This window comes from Pseudomonas sp. 02C 26 (assembly GCF_002843585.1).
In the GTDB taxonomy this organism is placed as follows: Bacteria; Pseudomonadota; Gammaproteobacteria; order Pseudomonadales; family Pseudomonadaceae; genus Aquipseudomonas; species Aquipseudomonas shirazensis.
This window is the reverse complement of the sequence record NZ_CP025262.1, coordinates 5,140,962-5,166,657: the sequence shown is the minus strand read 5'-3', so window position 1 is coordinate 5,166,657 and position 25,696 is coordinate 5,140,962. Positions and strand designations below refer to the sequence as shown.

General features: G+C 62.3%; 27 protein-coding genes. 15 read left to right on the top strand and 12 right to left on the bottom strand.

Translation table 11 applies throughout. The features are described from left to right. Positions 1-53: 53 nt before the first annotated feature. A complete protein-coding gene (locus CXQ80_RS23535; RefSeq protein ID WP_101322728.1) occupies positions 54-695 on the bottom strand; it encodes a hypothetical protein in 642 nt (213 codons plus the stop codon). Positions 696-1,081: 386 nt separating this feature from the next. On the opposite strand from CXQ80_RS23535, the gene coxB reads away from it, so the two are divergent. From coxB to CXQ80_RS23515, 4 genes are read left to right on the top strand one after another with little or no spacing between them, the layout of a single operon-like run. Then, positions 1,082-2,209, top strand: a complete 1,128-nt coding sequence (gene coxB / locus CXQ80_RS23530) for a cytochrome c oxidase subunit II (protein ID WP_101322727.1) — start codon at positions 1,082-1,084, stop codon at positions 2,207-2,209. Positions 2,210-2,252: 43 nt separating this feature from the next. After that, a complete protein-coding gene (ctaD, locus tag CXQ80_RS23525) occupies positions 2,253-3,836 on the top strand; it encodes a cytochrome c oxidase subunit I (protein ID WP_101322726.1) in 1,584 nt (527 codons plus the stop codon). A gap of 9 nt (positions 3,837-3,845) precedes the next feature. Then, positions 3,846-4,412: a cytochrome c oxidase assembly protein gene (locus CXQ80_RS23520; protein ID WP_101322725.1), complete on the top strand. Its 567-nt coding sequence runs from the start codon at positions 3,846-3,848 to the stop codon at positions 4,410-4,412. Between the two features lie 16 nt (positions 4,413-4,428). Next, positions 4,429-5,316: a cytochrome c oxidase subunit 3 gene (locus CXQ80_RS23515; protein ID WP_101322724.1), complete on the top strand. Its 888-nt coding sequence runs from the start codon at positions 4,429-4,431 to the stop codon at positions 5,314-5,316. A gap of 151 nt (positions 5,317-5,467) precedes the next feature. Here the strand turns inward: CXQ80_RS23515 and CXQ80_RS23510 are convergent, their stop codons facing one another. Then, a complete protein-coding gene (locus tag CXQ80_RS23510; protein ID WP_101322723.1) occupies positions 5,468-5,671 on the bottom strand; it encodes a twin transmembrane helix small protein in 204 nt (67 codons plus the stop codon). 64 nt (positions 5,672-5,735) lie between these two features. On the opposite strand from CXQ80_RS23510, the gene CXQ80_RS23505 reads away from it, so the two are divergent. The 5 genes from CXQ80_RS23505 to CXQ80_RS23485 are packed head-to-tail and all read left to right on the top strand — an operon-like array spanning position 5,736 to position 9,620. Then, positions 5,736-6,476, top strand: coding sequence for an SURF1 family protein (locus tag CXQ80_RS23505; RefSeq protein WP_101322722.1), 741 nt, complete (start codon positions 5,736-5,738; stop codon positions 6,474-6,476). Further along, a complete protein-coding gene (locus tag CXQ80_RS23500) occupies positions 6,442-7,026 on the top strand; it encodes a hypothetical protein (RefSeq protein WP_101322721.1) in 585 nt (194 codons plus the stop codon). The genes CXQ80_RS23505 and CXQ80_RS23500 overlap by 35 nt, the downstream gene beginning before the upstream one ends. A 10-nt stretch (positions 7,027-7,036) precedes the next feature. After that, the gene (locus CXQ80_RS23495; protein WP_101322720.1) at positions 7,037-8,104 is read left to right on the top strand and encodes a heme A synthase; all 1,068 of its coding nucleotides are present in this window, start codon (positions 7,037-7,039) and stop codon (positions 8,102-8,104) included. Next, positions 8,089-8,991 (top strand): heme o synthase, encoded by a 903-nt coding sequence (cyoE, locus tag CXQ80_RS23490; protein ID WP_101322719.1) that lies wholly within the window; start codon positions 8,089-8,091, stop codon positions 8,989-8,991. The genes CXQ80_RS23495 and cyoE overlap by 16 nt, the downstream gene beginning before the upstream one ends. Further along, a complete protein-coding gene (locus CXQ80_RS23485) occupies positions 8,988-9,620 on the top strand; it encodes an SCO family protein (protein ID WP_101322718.1) in 633 nt (210 codons plus the stop codon). The genes cyoE and CXQ80_RS23485 overlap by 4 nt, the downstream gene beginning before the upstream one ends. A 90-nt stretch (positions 9,621-9,710) precedes the next feature. Here the strand turns inward: CXQ80_RS23485 and CXQ80_RS23480 are convergent, their stop codons facing one another. From CXQ80_RS23480 to CXQ80_RS23470, 3 genes are all read right to left on the bottom strand, one after another. Beyond that, positions 9,711-10,484, bottom strand: coding sequence for a MetQ/NlpA family ABC transporter substrate-binding protein (locus CXQ80_RS23480; protein WP_101322717.1), 774 nt, complete (start codon positions 10,482-10,484; stop codon positions 9,711-9,713). A gap of 64 nt (positions 10,485-10,548) precedes the next feature. Next, the gene (locus CXQ80_RS23475; protein WP_101322716.1) at positions 10,549-11,220 is read right to left on the bottom strand and encodes a methionine ABC transporter permease; all 672 of its coding nucleotides are present in this window, start codon (positions 11,218-11,220) and stop codon (positions 10,549-10,551) included. Then, entirely contained in the window at positions 11,220-12,227 is a 1,008-nt protein-coding gene (locus CXQ80_RS23470; RefSeq protein ID WP_101322715.1) for a methionine ABC transporter ATP-binding protein, read from the bottom strand. The genes CXQ80_RS23475 and CXQ80_RS23470 overlap by 1 nt, the downstream gene beginning before the upstream one ends. Positions 12,228-12,450: 223 nt before the next feature. Here CXQ80_RS23470 and katE point away from each other — a divergent pair, with 223 nt between their 5' ends. Next, a complete protein-coding gene (gene katE, locus CXQ80_RS23465; RefSeq protein WP_101322714.1) occupies positions 12,451-14,595 on the top strand; it encodes a catalase HPII in 2,145 nt (714 codons plus the stop codon). 38 nt (positions 14,596-14,633) lie between these two features. Here the strand turns inward: katE and CXQ80_RS23460 are convergent, their stop codons facing one another. From CXQ80_RS23460 to zur, 4 genes are all read right to left on the bottom strand, one after another. Continuing rightward, positions 14,634-15,341 carry a PA5502 family lipoprotein gene (locus CXQ80_RS23460; protein WP_101322713.1) on the bottom strand — a complete coding sequence of 236 codons (708 nt, stop codon included), beginning with the start codon at positions 15,339-15,341 and terminating at the stop codon, positions 14,634-14,636. Between the two features lie 127 nt (positions 15,342-15,468). Continuing rightward, positions 15,469-16,251: a zinc ABC transporter permease subunit ZnuB gene (znuB, locus tag CXQ80_RS23455; protein ID WP_101322712.1), complete on the bottom strand. Its 783-nt coding sequence runs from the start codon at positions 16,249-16,251 to the stop codon at positions 15,469-15,471. Further along, positions 16,244-17,017, bottom strand: a complete 774-nt coding sequence (znuC, locus tag CXQ80_RS23450; protein WP_101322711.1) for a zinc ABC transporter ATP-binding protein ZnuC — start codon at positions 17,015-17,017, stop codon at positions 16,244-16,246. The genes znuB and znuC overlap by 8 nt, the downstream gene beginning before the upstream one ends. Continuing rightward, complete coding sequence (zur, locus tag CXQ80_RS23445; protein ID WP_101322710.1) at positions 17,014-17,499, bottom strand: zinc uptake transcriptional repressor Zur; 486 nt, start codon at positions 17,497-17,499, stop codon at positions 17,014-17,016. Before zur ends, znuC begins: the two co-directional genes overlap by 4 nt. An 18-nt stretch (positions 17,500-17,517) precedes the next feature. Between zur and znuA the strand changes: the two genes are divergently transcribed. Continuing rightward, on the top strand, positions 17,518-18,489 hold the full coding sequence (znuA, locus tag CXQ80_RS23440; RefSeq protein WP_101322709.1) for a zinc ABC transporter substrate-binding protein ZnuA: 972 nt from the start codon (positions 17,518-17,520) through the stop codon (positions 18,487-18,489). A 42-nt stretch (positions 18,490-18,531) separates the two neighbouring features. On the opposite strand, the gene CXQ80_RS23435 is transcribed toward znuA, so the two are convergent. After that, positions 18,532-19,482, bottom strand: a complete 951-nt coding sequence (locus tag CXQ80_RS23435; protein ID WP_101322708.1) for a homoserine kinase — start codon at positions 19,480-19,482, stop codon at positions 18,532-18,534. 68 nt (positions 19,483-19,550) lie between these two features. After that, positions 19,551-19,838 (bottom strand): DUF2782 domain-containing protein, encoded by a 288-nt coding sequence (locus CXQ80_RS23430; RefSeq protein ID WP_101322707.1) that lies wholly within the window; start codon positions 19,836-19,838, stop codon positions 19,551-19,553. 74 nt (positions 19,839-19,912) lie between these two features. On the opposite strand from CXQ80_RS23430, the gene polA reads away from it, so the two are divergent. Next, positions 19,913-22,687: a DNA polymerase I gene (gene polA / locus CXQ80_RS23425; protein WP_101322706.1), complete on the top strand. Its 2,775-nt coding sequence runs from the start codon at positions 19,913-19,915 to the stop codon at positions 22,685-22,687. Between the two features lie 323 nt (positions 22,688-23,010). Here polA and yihA read toward each other — a convergent pair whose 3' ends face one another. Beyond that, positions 23,011-23,643 carry a ribosome biogenesis GTP-binding protein YihA/YsxC gene (gene yihA / locus CXQ80_RS23420; RefSeq protein ID WP_101322705.1) on the bottom strand — a complete coding sequence of 211 codons (633 nt, stop codon included), beginning with the start codon at positions 23,641-23,643 and terminating at the stop codon, positions 23,011-23,013. Between the two features lie 207 nt (positions 23,644-23,850). Here yihA and CXQ80_RS23415 point away from each other — a divergent pair, with 207 nt between their 5' ends. The 3 genes from CXQ80_RS23415 to dsbA all read left to right on the top strand — a co-directional run bounded on the left by CXQ80_RS23415 (position 23,851) and on the right by dsbA (position 25,693). Beyond that, positions 23,851-24,138, top strand: coding sequence for a cytochrome c5 family protein (locus CXQ80_RS23415; RefSeq protein ID WP_224785572.1), 288 nt, complete (start codon positions 23,851-23,853; stop codon positions 24,136-24,138). 31 nt (positions 24,139-24,169) lie between these two features. After that, positions 24,170-24,787, top strand: a complete 618-nt coding sequence (locus tag CXQ80_RS23410) for a cytochrome c (RefSeq protein ID WP_101322703.1) — start codon at positions 24,170-24,172, stop codon at positions 24,785-24,787. 270 nt (positions 24,788-25,057) lie between these two features. Beyond that, on the top strand, positions 25,058-25,693 hold the full coding sequence (gene dsbA, locus CXQ80_RS23405; protein ID WP_101322702.1) for a thiol:disulfide interchange protein DsbA: 636 nt from the start codon (positions 25,058-25,060) through the stop codon (positions 25,691-25,693). Positions 25,694-25,696 lie beyond the last annotated feature (3 nt).

Genomic DNA, 25,696 nt, shown 5'->3' with positions numbered 1-25,696 from the left:
AGTATTGGCCGGTCGCGGGTTGCCCGCGACCGGCCGGTTCACACTGCGTCAGCTCAAGCCGGTTGGCCGAGCTCGACCCCCAGCTGGCGCGACAGGCACGGCCAGCGTTTCCAGGCTTCACCGGTCGCCGGGCTGCTCAGCGTGGCGCGGTAGGCTTCGACCGATTCCAGGGCGAAGCTGTCGTCGTCGAGCATCTCGTCGACCGAGTGATGCACCACTTCATCCAGTTGGTTGGCAAACTCTTCGCCGATCAGTTGATGGGCGATCAGGTTGGCCACGGTGGTGTCCGCCGGAATCAGCGGCTGCCCGAAGTGCTTGATGTACAGATCGTTGACCTCTTCTACCAGACGATGGGCCAGGTAGGCTTCATCGAGCAGGCAATCGAGGCCGACATGCCCTTGCATGACGCTGGGCGGTTGCATGAAATAGGCTTCGGCGATCTTCAATACCGGTTTGATCTGCGACTCGATGCCAGCTTCGAGCGCGACCGCATGGGCAGCTTCGAGTAGCTCTGGAACCTCATCGATATAAGCGCCAACAAAGCGCGCCAGGGTGCCCTGAGCATCTTTCTCAGGGAGTTGGATGGACGGATGCAGGTGCGGCAGTTGCGCTTCGAGGCGCTGTTTCAATTGGCCGCTCTGGCTCTCATGTTGATGGGCTTGTTTGATCTGCTCGCGTACAGCGGCGATGTTCATGACAACTCCAGGGACATTGGGTGACAAACGGAAGACAGTACTTACGGAAAGCTCTAAGTTAGCTCGGTATACCGGATGCCTAAGACGCATTTGTTATAAGCAACGCAAACGTGTGCGAGCTCAAGAATATAGCCATGCCATCATTATGCCATGACCCAGCAATGGCGCGGGTTTGCTGGCTTTTGTGGCTTTGTGACGATGTTTTCATAGGCCGCGTTGCGTGGCCTAGAGCGCTGTCTATACTCGGGTTGAACGTGATTGGTTGATGAGGCCCACCTGCAGTTTGCAGAGGAGCTCGGTCGTCGAAGCAGGCTGTCTTGACCGCCGCCCCCCCTTGCCCAAGGTCTATGCCTCCGGGATTACAAGAATGATAAGGGGAACCCGCAATGATGCGACATCCACATGTCTGGATGGGCCTTCTGTTGTGGTCGGTTATCGGTCAGGCGCATGGCGCATGGACCGTCAACATGGCGCCCGGGGCTACCGAAGTCTCCCACGCAGTGTTCGACCTGCACATGATCATCTTCTGGATCTGCGTCGTTATCGGCATCGTGGTGTTTGGCGCGATGTTCTGGTCGATGGTGATCCACCGCCGCTCAACCGGCCAGCAGGCCGCGCACTTCCACGAGCACACCTGGGTCGAGATCATGTGGACCGTGGTGCCGCTGCTGATCCTCATCGTCATGGCCATCCCTGCCACCAAGACCCTGATCGAAATCTACGACGCCAGTGAATCGGATATCGATATCCAGGTCACCGGATACCAGTGGAAGTGGCATTACAAATACCTGGGGCAGGATGTCGAGTTCTTCAGCAACCTTGCCACCCCCGCGGAACAGATCAACAACAAGGCGCCCAAGGACGAGCATTACCTGCTCGAGGTCGACCAGCCGCTGGTGATCCCGGTGGGCGCCAAGGTGCGTTTTCTGGTCACGGCCGCCGACGTGATCCACTCCTGGTGGGTACCGGCCTTTGCGGTCAAGCGTGACGCCATCCCCGGCTTCGTCAACGAAGCCTGGACCCGGGTCGAGGAACCCGGCATCTACCGCGGCCAGTGTACCGAGCTGTGCGGCAAGGACCACGGCTTCATGCCGGTGGTGGTCGAGGTCAAGTCGCAGGCCGATTACGACACCTGGCTGGGCGAGCGCAAGGCCGAAGCGGCCAAGCTCAAAGAGCTGACCAGCAAGGAATGGACCCTGCAAGAGCTGGTCGAGCGCGGCGACAAGGTCTATCACACCACTTGCGTCGCCTGTCACCAGGCCGAGGGCCAGGGCTTGCCGCCAATGTTCCCGGCACTCAAGGGCTCGAAAATCGCTACCGGGCCTATCGAAGGCCACTTGGGCATTGTCTTCCACGGCAAGCCCGGCACGGCCATGGCCGCGTTTGGCAAACAGCTCTCGGAAGTCGATATCGCCGCCGTGGTCACCTATGAGCGCAACGCCTGGGGCAACAACAAAGGCGACATGGTCACGCCTAAAGACGTGCTCGCGCTCAAGCAGGCAGAAGCCAAATGAGCCGTAAATTGCGCCGCAGCCAGTGGCTGGCAGGAGACAGGACATGAGTGCAGTGATCGACGAGCATGGCCACGACCATGCCCACGGCCCGGCCAAGGGCTTGATGCGCTGGGTGTTGACCACCAACCACAAGGACATCGGCACGATGTACCTGTGGTTCAGCTTCTGCATGTTCCTGCTCGGCGGCTCGTTCGCCATGGTCATTCGCGCCGAGCTGTTCCAGCCGGGGCTGCAGATCGTCGAACCGGCTTTCTTCAACCAGATGACCACCATGCACGGCCTGATCATGGTATTCGGCGCGGTGATGCCGGCGTTTGTCGGCCTGGCCAACTGGATGATCCCATTGATGATCGGCGCCCCGGACATGGCCCTGCCGCGGATGAACAACTTCAGTTTCTGGCTGCTGCCGGCGGCGTTTCTGCTGTTGGTATCGACCCTGTTCAGCGCCGGTGGCGGGCCCAACTTCGGCTGGACCTTCTACGCGCCGTTATCCACCACCTATGCGCCGGCCAGCGTGACCTTCTTCATCTTTGCTATCCACCTGATGGGCGTCAGCTCGATCATGGGCGCGATCAACGTGATCGCGACCATTCTCAACCTGCGCGCGCCGGGCATGACCCTGATGAAAATGCCGCTGTTCGTCTGGACCTGGCTGATCACCGCCTTCCTGCTGATCGCCGTGATGCCGGTGCTGGCCGGGGTGGTGACGATGATGCTGATGGATATTCACTTCGGCACCAGCTTCTTCAGCGCGGCCGGCGGTGGTGATCCGGTGTTGTTCCAGCATGTGTTCTGGTTCTTCGGCCACCCCGAGGTGTACATCATGATCCTGCCGGCGTTCGGCGCAGTCAGCTCGATCATCCCGGCGTTTTCACGCAAGCCGCTGTTTGGCTACACCTCGATGGTGTACGCCACCGGGGCGATCGCGTTTCTGTCGTTCATTGTCTGGGCGCACCACATGTTCGTGGTCGGCATCCCGGTGGTGGGCGAGCTGTTCTTCATGTACGCGACGATGCTGATTGCGGTGCCGACCGGGGTCAAGGTGTTCAACTGGGTCAGCACCATGTGGGAAGGCTCGCTGACCTTCGAGACGCCGATGCTGTTCGCCATTGCCTTTGTCATCCTGTTCACCATCGGCGGTTTCTCCGGGCTGATGCTGGCGATTGCCCCGGCGGACTTCCAGTACCACGACACCTACTTCGTGGTGGCGCACTTCCACTATGTGCTGGTGCCTGGGGCGATCTTTGGCATCTTCGCGTCGGCCTACTACTGGCTGCCGAAATGGACTGGCCACATGTACGACGAAACCCTCGGCAAGCTGCACTTTTGGCTGTCGTTCATCGGCATGAACCTGGCCTTCTTCCCGATGCACTTCGTTGGCCTGGCCGGCATGCCCCGGCGCATCCCCGACTACAACCTGCAGTTCGCCGACTTCAACATGGTCTCGTCGATTGGTGCATTCCTGTTCGGCGCTACGCAGATCTTCTTCTTGTTCATCGTCATCAAGACCATCCGTGGAGGCCGGCCAGCGCCGGCCAAACCGTGGGATGGCGCCGAAGGGCTGGAGTGGTCGGTGCCATCGCCGGCGCCGTACCACACCTTCCAGACGCCGCCGGAAGTGAAATAGGGCCTTGCCATGACCAGCCTGCCACTGAAACGCCTGGTGCGCCGCCTGCTACTGCTGACGGTGGTGATGTTTGCCTTCGGCTTTGCCCTGGTGCCGCTGTACGACGTGATGTGCAAGGCGTTCGGCATCAATGGCAAGACCGGCGGGCAATATGAAGGCAGCCAGGTCAGCGACCCTTCGCGCACGGTGCGGGTGCAGTTCATGTCGACCAATGCTGGTGACATGAGCTGGGACTTCTACTCGCGTGCCGACCAGGTCGAGGTCAACCCGGGCGCGGTCAACCAGATGATCTTTGTGGCGCACAACCCGACCGACAAGCCGATGAGCGCTCAGGCGGTACCGAGCATCACGCCGGCCGAGGCGGCGGCGTATTTCCACAAGACCGAATGCTTCTGCTTTACCCAGCAGGTGCTGCAGCCGGGTGAGCGCATTGAGATGCCGGTGCGGTTCATCGTCGACCGCGACCTGCCGGGCAACGTCAAGCACCTGACTCTGGCCTACACCTTGTTCGACATCACCGCTCGCCACCCGCCGGTTGCCCAGTTGAGCACCGAGGGCGTCCAGCGCGCCCGCTGAGGGAAGGAGAACAGCAATGGCACATCACGATCACTACTACGTCCCGGCGCAGAGCAAATGGCCGATCATCGCCACCATCGGCATGTTCGTCACGGTGTTCGGCCTGGGCACCTGGTTCAATGATCTGAAGGCCGGCCACCCGGATTCGCACGGGCCGCTGATCTTTTTCTTCGGTGCGCTGTGCCTGGCCTACATGCTGTTCGGCTGGTTCGGTGCGGTGATCAGGGAGAACAAGGCGGGGCTGTACAGCGCGCAAATGAACCGCTCGTTCCGCTGGGGTATGGGCTGGTTCATCTTCTCCGAGGTGATGTTCTTTCTGGCTTTCTTTGGCGCGCTGTTCTATGTGCGCGTGCTGGCCGGGCCGTGGTTGGGCGGTGACGGCGCCAAGGGTGTGGCGCACATGCTCTGGCCGAACTTCGAGTTTGCCTGGCCGCTTTTGCACACACCGGACCCGAAGCTGTTTCCGCCGCCCAAGGATGTCATCGACCCTTGGCACCTGCCGTTGATCAACACCCTGCTGCTGGTCAGCTCGAGTGTGACCATTACCATCGCCCACCACGCATTACGCAAAGGCCATCGCGGGCCGCTGAAGTTGTGGCTGGGACTGACCATCCTGCTGGGGCTGTCGTTTCTGGCATTGCAGGCCTACGAGTACTACGAAGCTTATGTGCATCTGGGGCTGACGTTGGGCTCGGGGATCTATGGTGCGACGTTCTTCATGCTGACCGGGTTCCACGGCGCGCACGTGACCTTGGGGACGGTGATTTTGATCGTGATGTTCGTGCGCGTGCTGCGTGGGCATTTTGATGCCAACCAGCATTTCGGTTTCGAGGCGGCCAGTTGGTATTGGCATTTTGTAGACGTGGTTTGGGTTGGCTTGTTTGTATTTGTTTATGTGCTGTAACGGCTTGCGCGGACCCTGTAGGAGCGGCCTTGTGTCGCGATAGGCGCGCGTAGCGGGCCCGGCGATCTGTGGTGGCTGCACGATTTATGGGGCCGCTGCGCGCCCCAATCGCGACACAAGGCCGCTCCTACACAGGGCGCGTGGGATGCAATTAGAAGGGCGCGTGGGAGACCAGTTGCCCGCTCATGAAGCCCCAGGCGATCAGACCGATGGTCAGCGCTGCGAGGCTGACGCGCACGGTCAGGGCCTTGAGCAGGCGGGTCGAGTCTTGGTCGTCCTTGACCAGAAACACCAGGCCACTGAACAGGCTGGCAACAGTGGCCAACAACAGCAAAACAATGGCGGCCTTGAGCATGGCGGCACTCCCCGGGGGGCTTGGTGATGCAGGCAAGTATAGCGTTCGCACAGCGTGGCCCAAGGTGAAGCCGTTTCGCCCCGGGCTGGTGCCGACTCTGGTGGTGCTTGCACTGCTGCCGGGGTTGATCGCGCTGGGTTGCTGGCAACTGAGCCGCGCCGAGCAGAAGCGCGAACTGCTGGCGACCTACGCCGAACGCCAGGTCGAAGCGCCGCTGGCGCTGGCCGAGCTGCAGTCGCTGGCCGATCCGGCTTTTCATCGGGTGCAGCTGTTTGGCCACTTTGACGCCAATCACAGCGTGCTGCTGGACAACCGCCTGCGCGACGGCCAGGTCGGCGTCGAGCTGCTGCAACCGTTTCTCGATCAGGCCAGCGGCCACTGGATGTTGATCAATCGCGGCTGGCTGCCCTGGCCCGATCGGCGTGTGCCGGCGCGCTTCGATACCCCTTCGCAAACGCTGGCGCTGCAGGCGCTGGTCTACATCGCCCCCGGCGCGGCCTTCCAACTGCACCCGGACCCGGTCGGCGGGCAGTGGCCGCACCTGCTCACTGCCATCGACCCCGCTGCGCTCTGGCAGCAGTTGGGGCGTGACGGTTATGGCCACGAACTGCGCCTGCTCGGCGGGCCAGCCAGCTACCGGCTGGACTGGCCGATAGTCGCCATGGGCCCGGAAAAGCACCTGGGCTACGCCGTGCAGTGGTTCGCCCTGGCGGCGGCATTGGTGCTGCTGTACCTGTACTTCGGCTGGCATAACAACAAGGAGCATCACCATGAGCGCCGCCACGAGTCCACTGGACGTGCCTGAAGGCCGCAAGCCCCGCAGCCGCGGACGCTGGCAGCTGTTGCTGATCTTGCTGGTCACCCTCGGCCCGATGATCCTTGCCACCAGCATGTACAAGTTCAAGTTCTGGGTGCCGGACGGCCGCAGTTATCACGGTGCAATGATCGGCAACGGCCTGAGCCGGGCCGACATTGGTATCCCGGCGCAGGAGCAGCGCTGGCAACTGCTGGTCAGCGCACCGGCGGCGTGTGATCAGCCCTGTCAGAACCTTGTGTACCTGGCGCGGCAGATCCAGATCGGCCTGGGCCGCGATGCCAGCCGCGCCAGCCATGCGCTGGCGGCTGCGCAGCCACTGAGCAGCGATTACCAGCAGCTGCTCACCCGCGAGTACCCGCAGTTGCAGCGTTATTCGCTGGACCTGCAGCGCTACGGCGAGCACGTCAACGAGCCGGGGCCGCAACTGTGGATCGTCGACCCCCACGGCAACCTGGTGCTGCGCTACGACGCCACGGTCAAGGGCAAGCACGTGCTCGACGACCTGCGTCATCTGCTCAAGCTGTCCAACATCGGATAGGAGCTCTGCCATGGCCAGACCCGGCTATCGCCTCGCTGTGTTCGCAACCTTGCTGGCGCTGGTGGTGGTACTGCTGGGCGCCTATACCCGGCTGACCCATGCTGGTCTCGGCTGCCCGGACTGGCCCGGTTGCTACGGCTTTATCAGCGTGCCCAAAAGCGACGCGCAGCTGGCCCATGCCGAGCTGCACTTCCCTGAGCATCCCGTTGAAGCAGCCAAGGGCTGGGCCGAGATGGTCCATCGCTACTTTGCCGGTGGCCTGGCGCTGGTGATTGCCTGGCTGGCGTTGCAGGCGCTGCGCCGGCACGCCCGTGACGGCCAGCCCTACCGTCTGCCACTGCTGTTGCTGGGGGTGGTGCTGGCGCAAGCGGCGTTTGGTATGTGGACGGTGACCTTGAAGCTGTGGCCGCAGGTGGTCACAGCGCACCTGCTTGGCGGCTTCACTACGTTGAGCCTGCTGTTGCTGCTATCACTGCGTCTATCCCGGGCCTTTGCGCCATTGCCGAAACTGCCGTTGAGCCTGCGCCGAGTCGCCGCGCTGGGGCTGCTGACCGTGATTGGCCAAGTCGCTCTGGGCGGTTGGGTCAGTGCCAACTATGCCGCCGTCGCCTGCATCGACCTGCCGACTTGCCATGGCCAGTGGTGGCCTGCGGCTGACTTCAGCAATGGCTTTCACCTGACTCAGCATGTCGGCCCCAATTACCTCGGTGGCCAGCTCGACAGTGATGCGCGCACGGCGATTCATATCAGCCATCGGCTGGGTGCACTACTGGTCACGGCCGTACTGTTGCTGCTCAGCCACAAGCTCTACCGCAACGGTTTACGCGCCCTGGCCGGGCTGGTCATGCTGGCGCTGGCGGTGCAGATCAGCCTTGGCATCAGCAATGTCCTGCTGCACCTGCCGCTGGCCGTCGCGGTGGCGCACAACGCCGGTGGTGCTGCGCTGTTGCTGTGCATGGTGTTGGTGAATTACCGCATTCGCGTGGTCGACAAGGTCCGCGTCGGCCATGGCTGGCGCTTGACCCGCGTGGCCGGGGCACATGTACCGATGAGGAGTGACGCATGGCGACGGTTCTGAGCACGCCGCGGCAGCAGGCCAGCTGGCGCGATTATGTCGAGCTGACCAAGCCCAAGGTGGTGCTGTTGATGCTGATCACTTCGCTGGTCGGGATGTTTCTCGCGACCCGTGCGGGCGTGCCGTGGACGGTGTTGCTGTTCGGCAACCTGGGTATCGGCCTGTGCGCTGGCGCTGCGGCTGCGGTCAACCATGTGGTCGACCGGCGTATTGATGGATTGATGGCGCGCACCCATAAGCGGCCTTTGGCCGATGGCAGGATCGCGCCCATGGCAGCGCTGGCCTTTGCCTTGCTTCTGGCGGTGCTCGGCATGAGCGTGCTGCTGGTGTTCACCAACGCCCTGACAGCCTGGCTGACCCTGGCTTCACTGCTCGGTTATGCGGTGCTCTACACCGGTTTTCTCAAGCGTGCGACACCGCAGAATATCGTTATCGGTGGCCTGGCCGGGGCCGCGCCGCCGTTGCTCGGTTGGGTTGCAGTGACCGGGCAGATCACCGCCGAGCCGTTGTTGCTGGTGCTGATCATCTTCGCCTGGACGCCGCCGCACTTCTGGGCGCTGGCCATCCACCGCAAGGAGGAATACGCCAAGGCAGCGATCCCGATGCTGCCGGTGACCCATGGTGAGGCCTACACCAAGCTGCATATCCTGCTGTATACCTGGGTGCTGTTGGCGGCAAGTCTGCTGCCGTTCGCCATCCACATGAGCGGCCTGCTGTATCTGGCCTGTGCGCTGCTGCTGGGGCTGGGTTTTGTCCGCTGGGCCTGGGTGCTGTACCGTGGCACCCGGCCGCACGCGGCGATCAAGACCTTCAAGTACTCTATCGGGTACCTGTTCGCCCTGTTCATCGCCCTGCTCGTTGACCACTATCTGTTGATGCTGAATCTATGACCCGAACCCAGAAAACCGTCTTCATTCTCGTTGCCGTGGTTGCCTTGATCCTCGGCCTGACCGTCAACAAGGTGCTCAACGGCCGCAGCGAGGCCAACCCAGCTGAACTGATCGATGCCGGCATCATCCTGCTGCCGCAGAGCCGCAGCGTGCCGGCGGTGAGCATGACCGACCAGAACGGCCAGCCGGTCGAGCTCGATCAGCTCAAAGGCAAATGGTCGTTGCTGTTCTTCGGCTACACCTACTGCCCGGACATCTGCCCGACGACCCTGGCGCAGCTGCGCCAGGTCAAGAGCGAGCTGCCCAAGGAAGCCTTGGAGCGTTTGCAAGTGGTGCTGGTCAGCGTCGATCCGCACCGCGATACCGCCACTCAGCTGAAGCAGTACCTGGGCTACTTCGACAAGGATTTCGTCGGCCTGGCCGGCTCGATCGAGGACACCCAGAAGCTGGCCAATGCCCTGAGCATTCCGTTTATCCCTGCTGACACCAGCAAGCCCGGCTACACCGTCGATCACAGCGGCAACCTGGCTGTGGTCGGGCCCGATGGGCGCCAGCGCGGCTTTATCCGCGCGCCGTTCAACAACCAGAAGCTGGCGGCGCAGTTGCCGGGGCTGGTCAAGCGCGACTGAGGCTAGAAAGCACTGCGGGGCAAGCCCGCCGCCTGCAGTGCACAAGCAGCAGGCGGCGGGCTTGCCCCGCAGGTGTTGCGGTCAGCTCGATCAGAACGCCGGCAGTACCGCGCCTTTGTACTTCTCGGTGATGAACGCTTTGACTTCAGGCGAATGCAGCGCTGCAACCAGCTTCTTCATCGCATCCGAGTCCTTGTTGTCCGGGCGTGCCACCAGGATGTTGACGTAAGGCGAGTCGCTGCCTTCGATCACCAGGGCATCCTTGGACGGATCAAGCTTGGCTTCCAGCGCGTAGTTGGTATTGATCAGGGCCAGATCGACCTGAGTCAGCACACGCGGGATGGTGGCCGCTTCCAGCTCGCGGAACTTGAGGTTCTTGGTGTTGGTGGTGATGTCTTTCACAGTCGACAAGATGTTGCTCTTGTCCTTCAGGCTGATCACACCGGCCTTGTCCAGCAGCAACAACGCGCGGCCGCCGTTGGTAGCATCGTTGGGGATAACCACGGTAGCGCCGGCCGGCAGCTCGTCGAGCTTCTTCAGCTTGCTCGAGTAAGCGCCCAGTGGCTCCAGGTGCACGCCGGCAACGCTGACCAGGTTGGTGCCTTTGGCCTTGTTGAACTCATCCAGGTACGGCTGGTGCTGGAAGAAGTTGGCATCCAGGCGCTTCTCGGCAACCTGTACGTTTGGCTGCACGTAGTCGGTGAAGACCTTGACCTTGAGGTCGACGCCTTCTTTAGCCAGCACGGGTTTGACGAACTCGAGGATCTCGGCGTGCGGTACCGGGCTTGCAGCGACGGTGATGGTCTCGGCAGCGTGCGCCGAAAAAGCCGCCACAGCGGCAACAACAGCAAGCAGTTTTTTCATCAAACACTCCTTGTGAGGGCCGCGACGGCCCCCGAACGGGTCGGCCTGGCCGACCCCATTGGGGTTACTTACGGGAAAAATGCACGACCAGTTTGTCGCCGACGCTTTGCAGAACTTGAACCAGGATCAGCAACATAACCACGGTGACCACCATTACATCGGTCTGGAAGCGCTGATAACCAAAGCGGATCGCCAGGTCGCCGAGGCCACCAGCTCCGACCACACCGGCCATGGCGGTGTACGACACCAGGGTGATCGCGGTCACGGTAATCGCCGCGAAGATGCCCGGGCGCGCCTCGGGCAGCAGTGCGTTGGTGATGATCTGGCGGGTGGTCGCGCCCATCGACTGGGTCGCTTCGATGATGCCGCGGTCAACTTCACGCAGCGCCGTCTCGACCAGGCGGGCGAAGAACGGCGTGGCGCCGACCACCAGTGGCGGGATGGCCCCGGCGACGCCCAGCGAGGTGCCGGTGATCAGTACGGTGAATGGGATCATCACGATCAGCAGGATGATGAACGGCAGCGAGCGCAGGATATTAACCACCAGCGACAGCAGCGCGTACAGACCCTTCTGCTCGAACATCTGCCGCGGCCCGCACAGGAACAGCAGCACGCCCAGCGGCAGGCCCAGCAGCACGGTGAAGAACAGCGAGCCGAACAGCATGATCATGGTGTCGATGGTCGCCAGCCAGATTTCGGCCCAGTCGACATTGGCGAAGAAATTCAAAGCGTCCATCAACGCAGTACCTCCATATGCACATCAGCTGCGCTGAAACGGTCGAACGCGGCTTGCATGTCGCCGCCGGTAACGGCCAGGGTCAATTGCCCGTAAGGCACGTCCTTGATGCGGTCAATACGGCCGGCGAGGATGCTGTAGTCGACCCCGGTTTCCCGGGCGACAGTGCCGAGCAGCGGTGCGTAGGTGGCATCGCCCTGGAAGGTCAGGCGCACGATCCGGCCTGGCACGTGGGCAAAGTCGTCGCGCTGTTCGCCTTCGTCGACTTGCTCGTCCTCTTGGACAAAACGCTTGGTGGTCGGGTGCTGCGGGTGCAGGAACACCTCGGCAACACTGCCTTGCTCGACGATCAGGCCGGCGTCCATCACCGCCACGCGGTCGCAGACCCGACGGATCACGTCCATTTCATGGGTGATCAGGACGATGGTCAGTTTCAATTCGCGGTTGATCTCGGCCAGCAGTTGCAGCACCGAGGCCGTGGTCTGCGGGTCGAGGGCGCTGGTGGCTTCGTCGCACAGCAAAATCTTCGGCCGGGTCGACAGCGCGCGGGCAATGCCGACACGTTGCTTCTGCCCGCCGGAGAGCTGCGCCGGATATTTTTTGGCGTGATCGGACAGGCCGACCCGCGCCAGCAGCTCGGTGACGCGCTGGTCGATTTCGCTGCGCGACAGCTCACCGGCCAAGGTCAGCGGCAACGCAACGTTGTCGGCCACGGTCTTGGAGGCCAGCAGGTTGAAGTGCTGGAAGATCATCCCGACCTGCTGGCGGAAGCGCCGCAGCTGGTTGGCATCGAAGCCGGTAACGTCTTCACCATCGACGATGATCTTGCCACCGCTGGGCGCTTCGAGGCGGTTGATCAGGCGCAGCAAGGTGCTCTTGCCAGCGCCGGAGTGGCCGATCAGGCCGAACACCTGGCCATTTTCAATGGTCAGGCTGGTCGGGTTCAGGGCGGGGATGTCCCTACCGGCGACGCGGTAGGTCTTGTGCACATGTTGAAACTCGATCACTGAGCGAACCTTGTGGGGCGCAATGGAAATAGGGTCTGGCGGTAAGCCGGGGGGCGCATTTTAGCCTTTTCCCCTGGGTCTTCTTAGCATTTATTTCGTATTGGTCCAATCCAACCGGCATAACGCGACAGTCGGCAATGGAATTGAACGCATGCGCACGGCCATCAGTCACTAGCTAACGAGCCCGAATGGGCCGCCCTGAATACCGATGAGGAGAGCCGACATGTCGCGCAAGCACCCGGATACCCCGAAACAGAGTGAGATGGCCGGTACCGACACCCCGGACCGTGCCAACACCAACGCCAAACTGCAGAGTCTGGAAGCCTACCGTAGCGACGCTACCGGCGAGGCACTGCGGACCAATCAGGGCGTCAAGATCGCCGACAACCAGAACACCCTCAAAGCGGGTGCGCGCGGGCCGTCGTTGCTCGAAGATTTCATCATGCGTGAAAAAATCACCCACTTTGACCATGAGCGCATCCCCGAGCGCATCGTCCATGCCCGTGGCACTGGCGCCCATGGTTACTTCCAGAGCTACGGCAAGCATGCCGAGCTGACCAAGGCCGGTTTCCTCCAGGACCCGGAGAAAATCACTCCGGTGTTCGTGCGCTTCTCCACCGTGCAGGGCCCCCGTGGCTCCGGTGACACGGTGCGCGACGTGCGCGGCTTCGCCGTGAAGTTCTACACCGACGAAGGCAACTTCGACCTGGTCGGCAACAACATGCCGGTGTTCTTCATTCAGGACGCGATCAAGTTCCCCGACTTCGTTCATGCGGTGAAACCTGAGCCACACAATGAAATGCCCACCGGCGGTTCGGCTCATGACACCTTCTGGGACTTCGTCTCGCTGGTGCCGGAGTCGGCGCACATGGTCATCTGGGCGATGTCCGACCGGGCTATCCCGCGCAGCCTGCGGATGATGGAAGGCTTTGGCGTGCATACCTTCCGCCTGATCAACGCCGAAGGCGTGGCCAGCTTCGTCAAGTTTCACTGGAAGCCGAAGCAAGGCGTGCACTCGGTGTTGTGGGACGAGGCGCAGAAGCTGGCCGGCAAGGACACCGATTTCCATCGTCGCGACCTTTCCGAAGCGATTGAAACCGGCGACTACCCTGAGTGGGAACTGGGCGTGCAGATCGTGCCTGAGGCCGACGAGCACAAGTTCGACTTCGACCTGCTCGACCCGACCAAGATCATCCCCGAAGAGCTGGTGCCGGTGACGCCGTTGGGCAAGATGGTGCTCAACCGCAACCCGGACAACTTCTTCGCCGAGGTCGAGCAGATCGCCTTCTGCCCTGGCCATATCGTGCCGGGTATCGACTTCACCAACGATCCGCTGCTGCAGGGCCGCCTGTTCTCCTACACCGACACGCAGATCAGCCGCCTCGGTGGCCCGAATTTCCATGAGATCCCGATCAACCGTCCGGTTGCGCACAACCACAACGGCCAGCGCGATGGCATGCACCGCATGGAAATCAACAAGGGCCGTGCCTCGTACGAGCCGAACAGCATCGATGGCGGCTGGCCGAAGGAAACCCCGGCAGCGGCTGAAGACGGTGGCTTCGACAGCTATCAGGAGCGGATCGATGCACGCAAGGTTCGCGAGCGCAGCGAGTCGTTCGGCGATCACTTCTCGCAGGCGCGCCTGTTCTTCCACAGCATGAGCCCGAACGAGCAGCAGCACATCATCAAGGCCTACAGCTTTGAGCTGGGCAAGGTCGAGCGGGAATACATCCGTGCCCGTCAGGTCAACGAGATCCTCGCCAATATCGACCTGAAGCTGGCGGCGGCAGTAGCGGCCAACCTGGGTCTGCCGGCGCCGAGCAAAGGCACCGTGCAGGTCAAGGGCTCGAGCCTGGCCGAGTCGCCAGCGCTGAGCCAGCTCAATCACCCGGGCAGCGTGGGTATCAAGGGTCGCAAGATTGCCCTGCTGCTGGCTGACGGTGTGGATGCGGCGGACGTCGATCGTCTGGTCAAGGCACTTGAGGCGCACAGCGCCAGGCCAATGCTGCTGGGCCCAACCTCGGCGCCAGTAAAAGCGGCCGATGGTTCCAGCCTGGCGGTGGATGCGTCGATGGAAGGCATGCCGTCGATCATGTTCGATGGTGTGCTGGTGCCGGCCGGCAAGGCCGCAATTGATGCGCTGGGGCAGAGCGGTTTGGCCAAGCACTTCCTGCTGGAAGCGTACAAGCACCTGAAGGCCATCGCCTTTGCCAAAGACGGCAAGGCGCTGGTCGGCAAACTCGGCCTGGCCGAAGACAAGGGCTTGTTGCTGGGCAATGATCAGAAGGCGATCGATGCCTTCGTCAAAGCGGTCGAAGCGCACCGGGTGTGGGAGCGCGAAGCTGCTGCAGAAGCCATTCCGGCTTGATCGATCACCCCGGCAGGCTCGCCTGCCGGGGTTTTATTTCAACGCTGATGCGGTACCAGCACGACCTGAGCGGGCAATGAGCGCTGGATTTCATGGCGCTGATTGAGCTCATAGCTACTGTCGAGCTTGTGTACGCGCTTGCCCAGCAGCGTTTTCAGCCACGGAGCGTCGTCCTTGCGTGGCACCTGGAACACCACTTCACACTGATAACTGACCACGTCTGCGGCGATGTCATCCAGCTGCCGGCGCAGGGCGCGGCTGTCTGTGGTTTTCAGGGCGATCACGGTGCTCGGTGCGGTGGGGTCGATCACGCGCGCCTTGGGCTTGGCTTCAGCGGCCTTCAAGGCAGCTTCGGCACGGTCCAGCTCGGCTTTGCGCGCATGGGCCACGGCATCCCCGGCGGCCAGCGCCGGCGCTTGCGGCATCAATGCCCGGGCCCGCGCCAGCGCGGTCGCGGCGGCATTCACGTCACCCTTTTGCAGGACGATCTGGCTGCGCTGCAAGTAGGCTTCGGCGAGCTGGCGCTGGTGCTGCTCCACGCGCGGGTCTTGCGGCGCCTGGGCTTGCAGGGCGGTCAGCTGATCTTCAGCAGTGGCCAGTTCGTTGCTGGCGATGTTCTGCTGCAGCTCGGCCCATGGGTCGGCCTGGGCAGGCACGCTCGGCTGTTCGACCGGGGCGCTGGCACACGCGGCCAGGCCCAGCGACAACACGGCAACAAGCAGATAACGGGAGGCGAACGGCTTCATTCCTGCGACTCTCTATTTGCGCAAAAAGCGAGCAAGTCTACACCCAGGTGCGCACGCTCGAAAACAAGTCTTACAGACCCTTTACCCGCGCATTGGTTGCAAGATGCGCCAAAGTGAGACCCGTGTCTCAGCGTTTGGGCAGGGCCAGGCTCAGCAAGAATAGCACTGCCGCGCAGACCACGATCGATGGCCCGGCCGGCGTGTCCTTGAACCAGGACATTGCCAGCCCGCCACATACCGCCACCACACCGAGCAGGCTGGCACCCAGCGCCATCTGTTCGGGCGAGCGCGCATGGCGCTGGGCGGCGGCGGCCGGGATGATCAGCAGCGAGGTGATCAGCAGCACGCCGACGATCTTCATCGCCACCGCAATCACCACGGCGATGAGCAGCATCAGGGTAAGGCGCAGCGCCGCTACCGGCAGGCCTTCGACGGTGGCCAGCTCTTCATGTACGGTCACCGCCAGCAGTGGGCGCCAGAGCGCGGCGAGCAACAGCAGCACGGCTGCACTGCCGCCGATGATCCAGCCCAGGTCCGTTGGGCTGATCGCCAGCAAGTCGCCAAACAGATAGGCCATCAGGTCGATGCGCACGTCGTGCATGAAACTCAGCACCACCAGGCCCAGCGACAAGGTGCTTGGAGCAAGAATCCCCAGCAGCGTATCCGACGCCAGCGGCTGGCGCTGCTGCAGCGTCACCAGCAAGATCGCCAGCAGCAGGCAGCCGACGGTTACCGCCAACGCCGGGCTGACATCCAGCACGAAGCCCAAGGCAACGCCGAGCAAGGCCGCGTGCGACAACGTGTCGCCAAAATAGGCCATCCGCCGCCAGACCACGAACGAGCCCAGCGGACCTGCAACAACTGCCAGGGACAAACCGGCCAGCAGGGCGTAGAGAAGAAAATCAGCCATGCTTGCAGTGCTCTCCGTGAACATGGGCGCCAGGGGTGACAACTGCGCCGTGCAGGTCGTGGCTGTGGTCGTGGTGATGGTGATAGATGGCCAGGCTCGGGGCGTTCTGGCCGAACAGTTCGACAAAGGCCGGGTCGCCGCTGACCTGCTCGGGGTGGCCGGAGCAGCACACATGGCGGTTCAGGCAGACCACCTGATCGGTGGTGCTCATGACCAGGTGCAGGTCGTGGGAGACCATCAGCACGCCGCAGCCGTAACGGTCGCGCAGGCGTGTGATCAAACTGTACAGCTCGGACTGCCCCGCCACATCGACGCCTTGTACCGGTTCATCGAGCACCAGCAATTGCGGCTTGCGCAGCAGGGCTCGGGCCAGCAGCACGCGCTGCATCTCGCCGCCGGAAACAGTCTGTAACGGGCTGTCGATGACCTGCTCGGCGCCGACTTCCTGCAATGCCGCCAAAGCTGCGCCGCGGTCTACCCCAGGCACCAAACGCAGGAAGCGCAGTACCGACAGTGGCAGCGTCGGGTCGACCTGGATCTTTTGCGGCATATAGCCGATACGCAGCTTGGGCTTGCGCCAGACGCTGCCACGATGCGGCTTGAGCAGGCCGAGCACGGCCCGCACCAGGGTGGTCTTGCCAGCACCGTTGGGGCCGATCAGCGTGACGATCTGGCCTGGCGCAACCGCCAGGTCGATGTTGTCCAGTACGGCTTCGCCAGCAAAGCTGACGCCGACTTGCTCAAGTCGGATCAGGGCGTCGCTCATGCCGCGCCTCGGCAGTTGCCGCACAGGCCGACCACTTCCACGGTCTGGGTTTCAACCTTGAAGCCGACCGCGTTGGCGCTGGCGATGATCGCGCCACTGATGCTGTCCTGCTCAAGCTCGATGGCGATATGGCACTCGCGGCAGATCAGGAACTGGCCCTGATGGGCGTGTTCCGGGTGGCTGCAGCCGATGAAGGCGTTGAGCGAGGCGATGCGGTGCACCAGGCCGTTCTCGAGGAGGAAGTCCAGCGCCCGATAGACGGTCGGCGGCGCCGCGCGGCGGCCATCCTGCTCGCTCAGTACGGCAAGAATATCGTAGGCGCCCAGCGGCTTGTGGCTCTGCCACACCAGCTCCAGCACCCGCTTGCGCAGGGCAGTCAAACGCAGACCCTGACGCACGCAGATGGCGTCGGCTTCAGCCAGCGCACTGTGCACGCAATGGGAGTGGTCGTGGGGACGGTGGGCCAGCGGGGTAATCGACATGGGCGGCGACGGTTCTTAATGGAGACGTTATTATGTTACCTGTTTCTGACACGTCGAGTATTCACCGTGCCCCGTTTCCTTGTGCTTTTTGTCGCTTTGCTCGCCTGCTCGGCCCATGCCGATGTGCGTGTGCTGACCAGTATCAAACCGCTGCAGCAGATCGCTGCGGCCGTTCAGGAGGGTGTCGGCAGCCCTGAAGTGCTGCTGCCGCCGGGTGCCTCGCCGCACCACTATGCGCTGCGGCCGTCCGACGTACGGCGCGTGGCCGATGCCGACCTGCTGTACTGGATCGGCCCGGACATGGAGAACTTCTTGCCGCGGGTGCTCGGCAGCCGCAGCAAGCAGACCGTGGCGGTGCAGTCGCTGAAGGGCATGCAGCTGCGTCATTTTGGTGAGGACAGCCATTCCCATGATGAGGCCGGTCATGATGAAGCTGACCATGACGAGCATGATCATGACCACCGCCCGGGTAGCCTGGACGCGCACCTGTGGCTGTCGTCGGTCAATGCACGGGTAATTGCCGGGCAGATGGCGGCCGACCTGAGCAAGCTCGACCCGGCCAATGCGGCGCGGTATCAGAGCAACCTCAAGGCCTTCGATTCGCGCCTGGATGCGCTTGATCAGCGGATCAAGACCCGTGTGGCGGGCGTTGCCGCCAAGCCCTACTTCGTCTTCCACGAAGCGTTCGATTACTTCGAAGCAGCTTACGGCCTCAAGCACACCGGCGTGTTCAGCGTGGCTTCGGAAGTGCAGCCGGGTGCTCAACACGTGGCGGCGATGCGCAAGCGCTTGCAGGAAGTGGGCAAGACCTGCGTGTTCAGCGAGCCGCCGCTGCGCCCACGGCTGGCTGAAACGCTGACCGCAGGGCTGCCGGTGCGGCTAGCCGAGCTGGATGCGCTGGGTGGCAGCGAGCCGGTGGACAGCAAAGGCTACGAGCGCTTGCTGGAAAACCTTGCGAACGGCCTGGCCGGTTGCCTGGAACAGCTCTGACGGCTCTTAAGGAGCGTCCCGGCAAGGACGCTCCTGAAAGGCTTAGAGCGCGAACGGCAGCTTCAGGTCGATATGCTGACGCTGGGCCAGGCGCACTTCGAACTCGCGTGGGTCATGAATGGTGACGTCCATGCCGGCGAACTGCTCGGCGGCAATCAGCCGCGACAGCCAGAAGCGCACACAGGCTACCCGCAGCATCAGCGGCCACAGCTCGGCCTCGGCCGCGGTGAACGGGCGCAGCGCGGCATAGGCGCCGAGCAAGGCCTGCGCGCGCGGCAGGTTGATCCCCGCCGCTTCGTCCAGGCACCAGTCATTCACGGTAATTGCGATGTCATACAGCATCGGCCCTGAGCAGGCGTTGTAGAAGTCGATCAAGCCGGTGAGGTGGGTGCCTTCGAACATCACGTTGTCGCGGAACAGGTCGGCGTGCAGGTTGGCCCGTGGCAGCGCCAGGATCTGCGCCTTGTGCGCGGCAATGTCAGCCAGGGTCGGCTGCAGCAGGGCCTGCTGGTGCTCGCTCAGGTGCGACAACAGCTCAGCGCCCGACTCCAGCATCCAGTCCAGGCCACGGTCAGTCTTGCGCTCAAGGATCTGCTCGCGGGTCGCCAAGTGGATATGCGCCTGCAGTTCGCCAACCTGGGCGCAGTGCTGGTTGTTCGGCGCCATCACATGCTTGCCGTTCAGCCGTGGCTGCAGCAGCGCAGGCTTGCCGCACAGCTCCCGCAAGCCATGGCCATCGCGGTCGCGCAGGGCGTAGGGCACTGGCATGTCGGCCTGGTGCAGCACATCCAGCAGGTCGATGAAAAACGGCATGTCTTCGGCCGGGCCGCGCTCGATCAGGGTCAGGACAAACTCACCCTGCTCCATACTGACGAAGAAGTTGCTGTTCTCGGTACCGGCGGCGATGCCCTGGAAGTCGAGCAGACGGCCCAGCTGATACGGCGCCAGAAAGGTTTCCAGCTCGGGCCGGGACACAGGGGTGAAAACTGACATGATGAAAAGTTGCCCATGCGGGCACTTCCGCCGGGAAGTGCCAGGTTGATGTGACGGTACGCGTCAGATTACCACTCGAAGATCTTCCACGATGGAATCAGCATGTCCGGCTGGTCGGAGCGGATGAAATTGCCATCCGAGCCATCGGCGCGTACCAGAAAATAAGGCTTGCCGCCTTTCGGCGTGACTTTGATCGCATACAGGAAGCCGTTTTGCCGGTATTCCTGAATGGTTTTATCGCCTTCCGTGCGAATGGTCACATCGGGATCAGCCGATGGGGCGTCGTCCGCCGCCTGGGAGACGATCGGCATGGTTGCCAGAAGGCCGAGCAGTAACAGGCGATTCAGTGTCCGCATGATAACCTTGTCCCTTTGTCGTCATTGATCTGGCTATTCTAGCGCCGGACCCGTCGAAAAGGTTGATTCTGCTCATGAGCCTAGCTCCCCTCGTCCTGGTGGACGGTTCGTCCTACCTGTATCGCGCCTTCCACGCGCTGCCGCCGCTGACCACCTCCAAGGGTATGCCCACCGGTGCCGTCAAGGGCGTGCTGAACATGCTCAAGAGCCTGCGCCGGCAATATCCGGACAGCCTGTTCGCGGTGGTCTTCGATGCCAAGGGCGGGACCTTCCGCGACGCCCTGTTCGCCGACTACAAGGCCAACCGGCCGAGCATGCCGGACGACCTGCGGGTGCAGGTCGAGCCATTGCACGCCAGCGTCAAGGCACTCGGCTATCCGCTGCTGTGCGTGGAAGGGGTCGAAGCCGACGACGTCATCGGCACCCTGGCCCGCAGCAGTGCGGCGGCCGGGCGCCCGGTGATCATCTCCACCGGCGACAAGGACATGGCCCAGCTGGTCGACGGCCACATCACCCTGGTCAACACCATGACCGGCAGCGTCATGGACATTGCCGGTGTGCACGAGAAGTTCGGCGTCGGCCCTGAACACATCATCGACTTCCTGGCGCTGATGGGCGACAAGGTCGACAACATCCCCGGCGTGCCCGGCGTTGGCGAAAAAACTGCTGTCGGCCTGCTGACCGGCATCGGCGGTGGCTTGAAGGACGTCTACGCCAACCTCGACAAGGTCCCGGCGCTGCCGATTCGCGGCGCCAAGAGCCTGCCTGCCAAGCTCGAGGAGCACCGCGATGCGGCCTTCATGTCGTATGAGCTGGCTACCATCAAAATTGATGTGCCGCTGGATATCGAAGTCGATGCGCTGGTCTGCGCCGAGCCGGATCGCGACGCGCTGCTGGCGCTGTATGCCGAAATGGAATTCAAGAGCTGGATCGCCGATGTGCAGCGTGATGCGGCAAAGGTTGGCGAGGAGCTGGCGCCGGCGCCGGTAGAAGAAGCGCCGCAGGCCAAGGTCGAGCCGCAGTACGAGACCATCCTCGACCAAGCCCGCTTCGATGCCTGGCTGGAAAAACTGCGCCAGGCGCCGCTGTTTGCCTTCGACACCGAGACCACCGGGCTGGACGCGCAAAAGGCGCAGCTGGTTGGCGTGTCGTTCGCGGTCGAACCGCATGTGGCCGCCTATGTGCCGCTGACCCATGACTACGAAGGCGCACCGGCCCAGCTCGATCGTGACCAGGTATTGCTGGCGCTGAAGCCGCTGCTGGAAGACCCGCACAAAGGCAAGATCGGCCAGAACGCCAAGTACGACATCAATATTCTGGCCAACTGCGCAATTGGCGGTGATGAGGCCAATGGCATCGATATGCGGGGTGTCGCCTACGACACCATGCTCGAATCCTACGTGCTCAACTCCAACGCTACCCGCCATGACATGGACAGCCTGGCGCAGAAGTACCTCGACCACACCACCATCACCTTCGAGCAGATCGCCGGCAAAGGCGCCAAGCAGCTGACCTTCAACCAGATCCCACTGGACAAGGCCGGCCCTTACGCCGCCGAAGACGCCGACATTACCCTGCGCCTGCACCAGGCACTGCAGGCGCATCTGGCGAAGACCCCCAGCGTGCAGCCGGTGCTGATGGACATCGAGATGCCGCTGGTGCCGGTACTGGCGCGGATCGAGCGCCAGGGCGCGCTGGTCGATGCCAATCTGCTGGCCATCCAGAGCGGCGAGCTTGGCTTGAAAATGGCCGAGCTGGAGCGCGAGGCGTATGCCCTGGCCGGGGAAGAGTTCAACCTTGGCTCGCCCAAGCAACTCGGGGTGATCCTCTACGACAAGCTGGGCATGCCGATCCTGAGCAAGACCAGCAAAGGCCAGGCATCTACCGCCGAGGCAGTGCTGGCCGAGTTGGCCGAGCAGGACTATCCGCTGCCCAAGGTGCTGATGCAGTACCGCTCGCTGAGCAAGCTCAAAAGCACCTACACCGACAAGTTGCCGCACCAGATCAACCCGCGCACCGGCCGGATTCACACCTCGTATCAGCAGGCTGTGGCAGCCACTGGGCGCCTGTCGTCGAGTGATCCGAACCTGCAGAACATTCCGATCCGCACCGCCGAAGGCCGGCGTATTCGGCAGGCGTTCATCGCCAGCCCTGGCTACAAATTGCTCGCGGCCGACTACTCGCAGATCGAATTACGGATCATGGCCCACCTGGCCAAGGACGAAGGCCTGCTGCATGCCTTCCGCAACGACCTGGACGTGCACCGGGCGACTGCTGCAGAGGTATTTGGCGTTGATCTGGCTGCCGTCACCACCGACCAGCGCCGCAGCGCCAAGGCGATCAACTTCGGCCTGATCTATGGCATGAGCGCCTTCGGTCTGGCCAAGCAGCTTGGCGTCGACCGTAAACAGTCGCAGGACTATATTGACCGCTACTTCACCCGCTACCCAGGCGTGCTCGCCTACATGGAGCGCACCCGCGCCCAGGCTGCCGAGCAGGGCTATGTCGAAACTTTCTTCGGTCGTCGCCTGTACCTGCCGGATATCAACGCGAAGAATCAGGCCCTGCGCAAAGGCGCCGAGCGCACCGCGATCAACGCCCCGATGCAAGGCACTGCCGCCGACATCATCAAGCGCGCCATGGTCGCTGTGGATAACTGGCTGAGCAGCAGCGGGCTGGATGCGCGGGTGATCCTCCAGGTACACGATGAACTGGTGCTGGAAGTGCGTGAAGACCTGGTCGAGCAGATCAAGGCCGAGATCCGCCCGCACATGAGCGACGCGGCTCAGCTGGACGTGCCGTTGCTGGTCGAAGTCGGCGTTGGGGCGAACTGGGACGAGGCGCACTAAGACGTCTGGCGTGGGGTCTGCGGCTATCCGTGGACCCACGTTGCTTAGGCGTTTTTGCAGGCTAGGCAGCCCCTGTTAGCGCAAATAATTGCAAGCGCTGAGGAACTAAACCAGTGAAGCGGGACTCAGATCTACTGAATGGCTGGTGAAGCCGTTCGATGCTCCTATGTTGTGTTAAGTGTTGGCAGAATATCTGGACCCCGCCCTAACGGTCCGGACTTGAACCCCGAACTTCCCCCTCCCCATACGAAGTCCGGGGTTTTTTTTGCCTGCGATTTGGCTGCAGCGGCAATTTGCCGCTTACAGCACCCTCGCGTCAGCGCTTACTCGACAGGCTTGTCTTCCAGTTCCATCCAGCCGGCCAGGACCACGTAGGCTTCTTCCAGGCCCTGGCGCTTGGGCGCCGAGAACAACTGGATGGACGCGGTATCGCCCCAGCCCTTGCGGATTTCTGCCTGGATTTTCAGCAGGGTGTTCTTCGCTGCGCCGTAGGTGAGCTTGTCGGCCTTGGTCAGCAGGATGTGCATGGGCATGCCGCTGGCCTTGGCCCAGTCCAGCATCATCTTGTCGAAATCGGTCATCGGATGGCGCACGTCCATCATCAAAATGATCCCGCGCAGGCACTCACGGCCGCCCAGGTAGGCTTCCAGGTGGCGCTGCCAGTGCTGCTTGAGCGGGATCGGCACCTTGGCATACCCGTAGCCCGGCAAGTCGACCAAACGCCGTTCATCGTCCAGACTGAAGAAGTTCAACAGCTGCGTGCGGCCTGGGGTTTTCGAAGTCCGCGCCAGGCTGGCATGGGTCAGGGTGTTGAGGGCGCTGGATTTACCGGCGTTGGAACGGCCGGCGAAAGCCACCTCGTAACCCTGGTCTTCCGGGCATTGATCGACCTTGGCGGCGCTAAGGGCGAAGGTGGCTTTCTGGCAGAGGCCGAGGATGGGGTTCTTGACTTGCATGGGATATCCGATGTGGGTGTTGCCTGAGCCAGGCTCGGCAAGCAGTGTCGTTTCCGTTTGGATCGCGGAAGTATATAATGCCCCAGTTTTTGTGTGTGCATTCTCCCAGCGAAGGAGGCGCACATGGGGTGTCGAACAATAGCTCGCGCATTAGAACGCAGCGCGGCCCCCAACCCTGAAAGGTCGTTACGCAAGGCGCAATGGCTAATGGCTGTTGGTATGTTCCTACCGTTTTTCAGTGCACAGGCTACACAGGATCCCGAGGCGTTGTACAACCGCAGCTGTGCTGCCTGTCACGCCGGACAACTGCCACAGGCCCCGATGAAGGGTGACGTGGCGGCCTGGGAGCCAAGGCTGGCGCAGGGTATGGAGGTACTGGTGGCGCATGTTAACAAGGGTTTCAAGGCTATGCCGCCGCGTGGATTGTGCATGGACTGCAGTACCGAGGACTACCGTTTGGTCATCCTTTGGATGAGCGGCAGTCCCGATACATAACATTTCACCCTTAGCCGTGTTGGATTAGCTGATGAACAAACTATTCGTGAGTCTGCTGTTGACCATGGGGGTTGCAGGTGCGGCAAGTGCTGCGGACCCTATCAAAGGCGACGCCGCCGCCGGTCAGGCGAAAACCGCCGTCTGTGGTGCCTGCCACAACCCCGACGGCAACAGCCTGGCGCCTAATTTCCCGAAACTCGCTGGCCAGGGCGAACGCTACCTGGAAAAGCAACTGCACGACATCAAGACCGGCAAGCGCGTGGTATTGGAAATGACCGGCATGCTCGAACCGTTCAATGACCAGGACCTGGCCGACATCGCCAGCTACTTCGCCAGCCAGAAAGGCAGCGTCGGCGCAGCCGATCCGAAGCTGGTCGAGCGCGGGCGTGCCTTGTTCAATGGTGGCGACCTGAGCAAGGGCATGCCTGCCTGTACCGGCTGCCATTCGCCCGATGGCGCAGGCATTGCCTTGGCAGGCTTCCCACATCTGAGTGGCCAACACGCTCAATACATCAGCAAGCAGCTGACCGACTTCCGTGAAGGCAATCGCACCAACGATGGTGATGCGATGACCATGCGCAGCATCGCCAGCAAGCTGAGCAACAAGGATGTTGAGGCGTTGGCGAGCTATATTCAGGGGCTGCACTGAGGGGGTTAACCCTCAGTTAATGATTGATTGGTAAATGATGAAGGGTGGCTGGGTTGGTGCCAGTCGGTCGAGTTTGGGGCTGCTTTGCAGCCCATCGCGACACAAGCCCGCTCTACAGGGGGCGGCGGTGTTACGAGGCTCGGCTGACGCATTGCGCCCCGGCTGCCCTTTTTTTCGTCTGTTGCCGTTACACTATCGAACTCGCACCCTTCCCGGCCGGTCTTAGTTGAGGTCGCGTCGAGGTGACCACTGAATGCTCAGGAGTAATGCATGCGTAAACTGATTCTCAGCGCTGCGCTGGTCGCCGCCAGCGTTTTCGGTATCACCGCCGTTCAGGCAGCCGATACGGCTACCGCGGGTAAAGAATATATCGAGCTGAGCAACCCGGTTGCAGTCTCCCAGCCAGGCAAGATCGAAGTCGTCGAGCTGTTCTGGTATGGCTGCCCGCACTGCTACCACTTCGAACCGGTGATCAATCCGTGGGCTGAAAAGCTGCCTGCCGATGTCAATTTCAAACGCATTCCCGCCATGTTCGGCGGCCCATGGGATGCTCACGGCCAGATGTTCCTGACCCTCGAAGCCATGGGCGTCGAGCACAAGGTTCACGCCGCAGTGTTCGATGCGATCCAGAATCAGCGCAAGCAGTTGACCAAGCCTGAAGACATGGCTGAGTTCCTCGCCACTCAGGGCGTCGATAAAGACAAGTTCCTTGCCACCTTCAACTCCTTCGCCATCAAAGGCCAGGTCAAACAGGCCAAAGAACTGGCGAAGAAGTACGAAATCACTGGTGTTCCAAGCATGATCGTCAACGGCAAATACCGCTTTGACCTCGGCACCGCCGGCGGCCCGGAAGGCGTACTCAACGTCGCCGATCAGCTGATCGCCAAGGAGCGCGCCGCTAAGTAAGCG

Excerpts from the sequence above, each read along its gene's own strand:
- CXQ80_RS23535 (WP_101322728.1), bottom strand. The coding sequence starts at position 695 with ATGAACATCGCCGCTGTACGCGAGCAGATCAAACAAGCCCATCAACAT.
- coxB (WP_101322727.1), top strand. The coding sequence starts at position 1,082 with ATGATGCGACATCCACATGTCTGGATGGGCCTTCTGTTGTGGTCGGTT.
- ctaD (WP_101322726.1), top strand. The coding sequence starts at position 2,253 with ATGAGTGCAGTGATCGACGAGCATGGCCACGACCATGCCCACGGCCCG.
- CXQ80_RS23520 (WP_101322725.1), top strand. The coding sequence starts at position 3,846 with ATGACCAGCCTGCCACTGAAACGCCTGGTGCGCCGCCTGCTACTGCTG.
- CXQ80_RS23515 (WP_101322724.1), top strand. The coding sequence starts at position 4,429 with ATGGCACATCACGATCACTACTACGTCCCGGCGCAGAGCAAATGGCCG.
- CXQ80_RS23510 (WP_101322723.1), bottom strand. The coding sequence starts at position 5,671 with ATGCTCAAGGCCGCCATTGTTTTGCTGTTGTTGGCCACTGTTGCCAGC.
- CXQ80_RS23500 (WP_101322721.1), top strand. The coding sequence starts at position 6,442 with ATGAGCGCCGCCACGAGTCCACTGGACGTGCCTGAAGGCCGCAAGCCC.
- CXQ80_RS23495 (WP_101322720.1), top strand. The coding sequence starts at position 7,037 with ATGGCCAGACCCGGCTATCGCCTCGCTGTGTTCGCAACCTTGCTGGCG.
- cyoE (WP_101322719.1), top strand. The coding sequence starts at position 8,089 with ATGGCGACGGTTCTGAGCACGCCGCGGCAGCAGGCCAGCTGGCGCGAT.
- CXQ80_RS23485 (WP_101322718.1), top strand. The coding sequence starts at position 8,988 with ATGACCCGAACCCAGAAAACCGTCTTCATTCTCGTTGCCGTGGTTGCC.
- CXQ80_RS23480 (WP_101322717.1), bottom strand. The coding sequence starts at position 10,484 with ATGAAAAAACTGCTTGCTGTTGTTGCCGCTGTGGCGGCTTTTTCGGCG.
- CXQ80_RS23475 (WP_101322716.1), bottom strand. The coding sequence starts at position 11,220 with ATGGACGCTTTGAATTTCTTCGCCAATGTCGACTGGGCCGAAATCTGG.
- katE (WP_101322714.1), top strand. The coding sequence starts at position 12,451 with ATGTCGCGCAAGCACCCGGATACCCCGAAACAGAGTGAGATGGCCGGT.
- CXQ80_RS23460 (WP_101322713.1), bottom strand. The coding sequence starts at position 15,341 with ATGAAGCCGTTCGCCTCCCGTTATCTGCTTGTTGCCGTGTTGTCGCTG.
- znuB (WP_101322712.1), bottom strand. The coding sequence starts at position 16,251 with ATGGCTGATTTTCTTCTCTACGCCCTGCTGGCCGGTTTGTCCCTGGCA.
- znuC (WP_101322711.1), bottom strand. The coding sequence starts at position 17,017 with ATGAGCGACGCCCTGATCCGACTTGAGCAAGTCGGCGTCAGCTTTGCT.
- zur (WP_101322710.1), bottom strand. The coding sequence starts at position 17,499 with ATGTCGATTACCCCGCTGGCCCACCGTCCCCACGACCACTCCCATTGC.
- znuA (WP_101322709.1), top strand. The coding sequence starts at position 17,518 with ATGGAGACGTTATTATGTTACCTGTTTCTGACACGTCGAGTATTCACC.
- CXQ80_RS23435 (WP_101322708.1), bottom strand. The coding sequence starts at position 19,482 with ATGTCAGTTTTCACCCCTGTGTCCCGGCCCGAGCTGGAAACCTTTCTG.
- CXQ80_RS23430 (WP_101322707.1), bottom strand. The coding sequence starts at position 19,838 with ATGCGGACACTGAATCGCCTGTTACTGCTCGGCCTTCTGGCAACCATG.
- polA (WP_101322706.1), top strand. The coding sequence starts at position 19,913 with ATGAGCCTAGCTCCCCTCGTCCTGGTGGACGGTTCGTCCTACCTGTAT.
- yihA (WP_101322705.1), bottom strand. The coding sequence starts at position 23,643 with ATGCAAGTCAAGAACCCCATCCTCGGCCTCTGCCAGAAAGCCACCTTC.
- CXQ80_RS23415 (WP_224785572.1), top strand. The coding sequence starts at position 23,851 with ATGGCTGTTGGTATGTTCCTACCGTTTTTCAGTGCACAGGCTACACAG.
- CXQ80_RS23410 (WP_101322703.1), top strand. The coding sequence starts at position 24,170 with ATGAACAAACTATTCGTGAGTCTGCTGTTGACCATGGGGGTTGCAGGT.
- dsbA (WP_101322702.1), top strand. The coding sequence starts at position 25,058 with ATGCGTAAACTGATTCTCAGCGCTGCGCTGGTCGCCGCCAGCGTTTTC.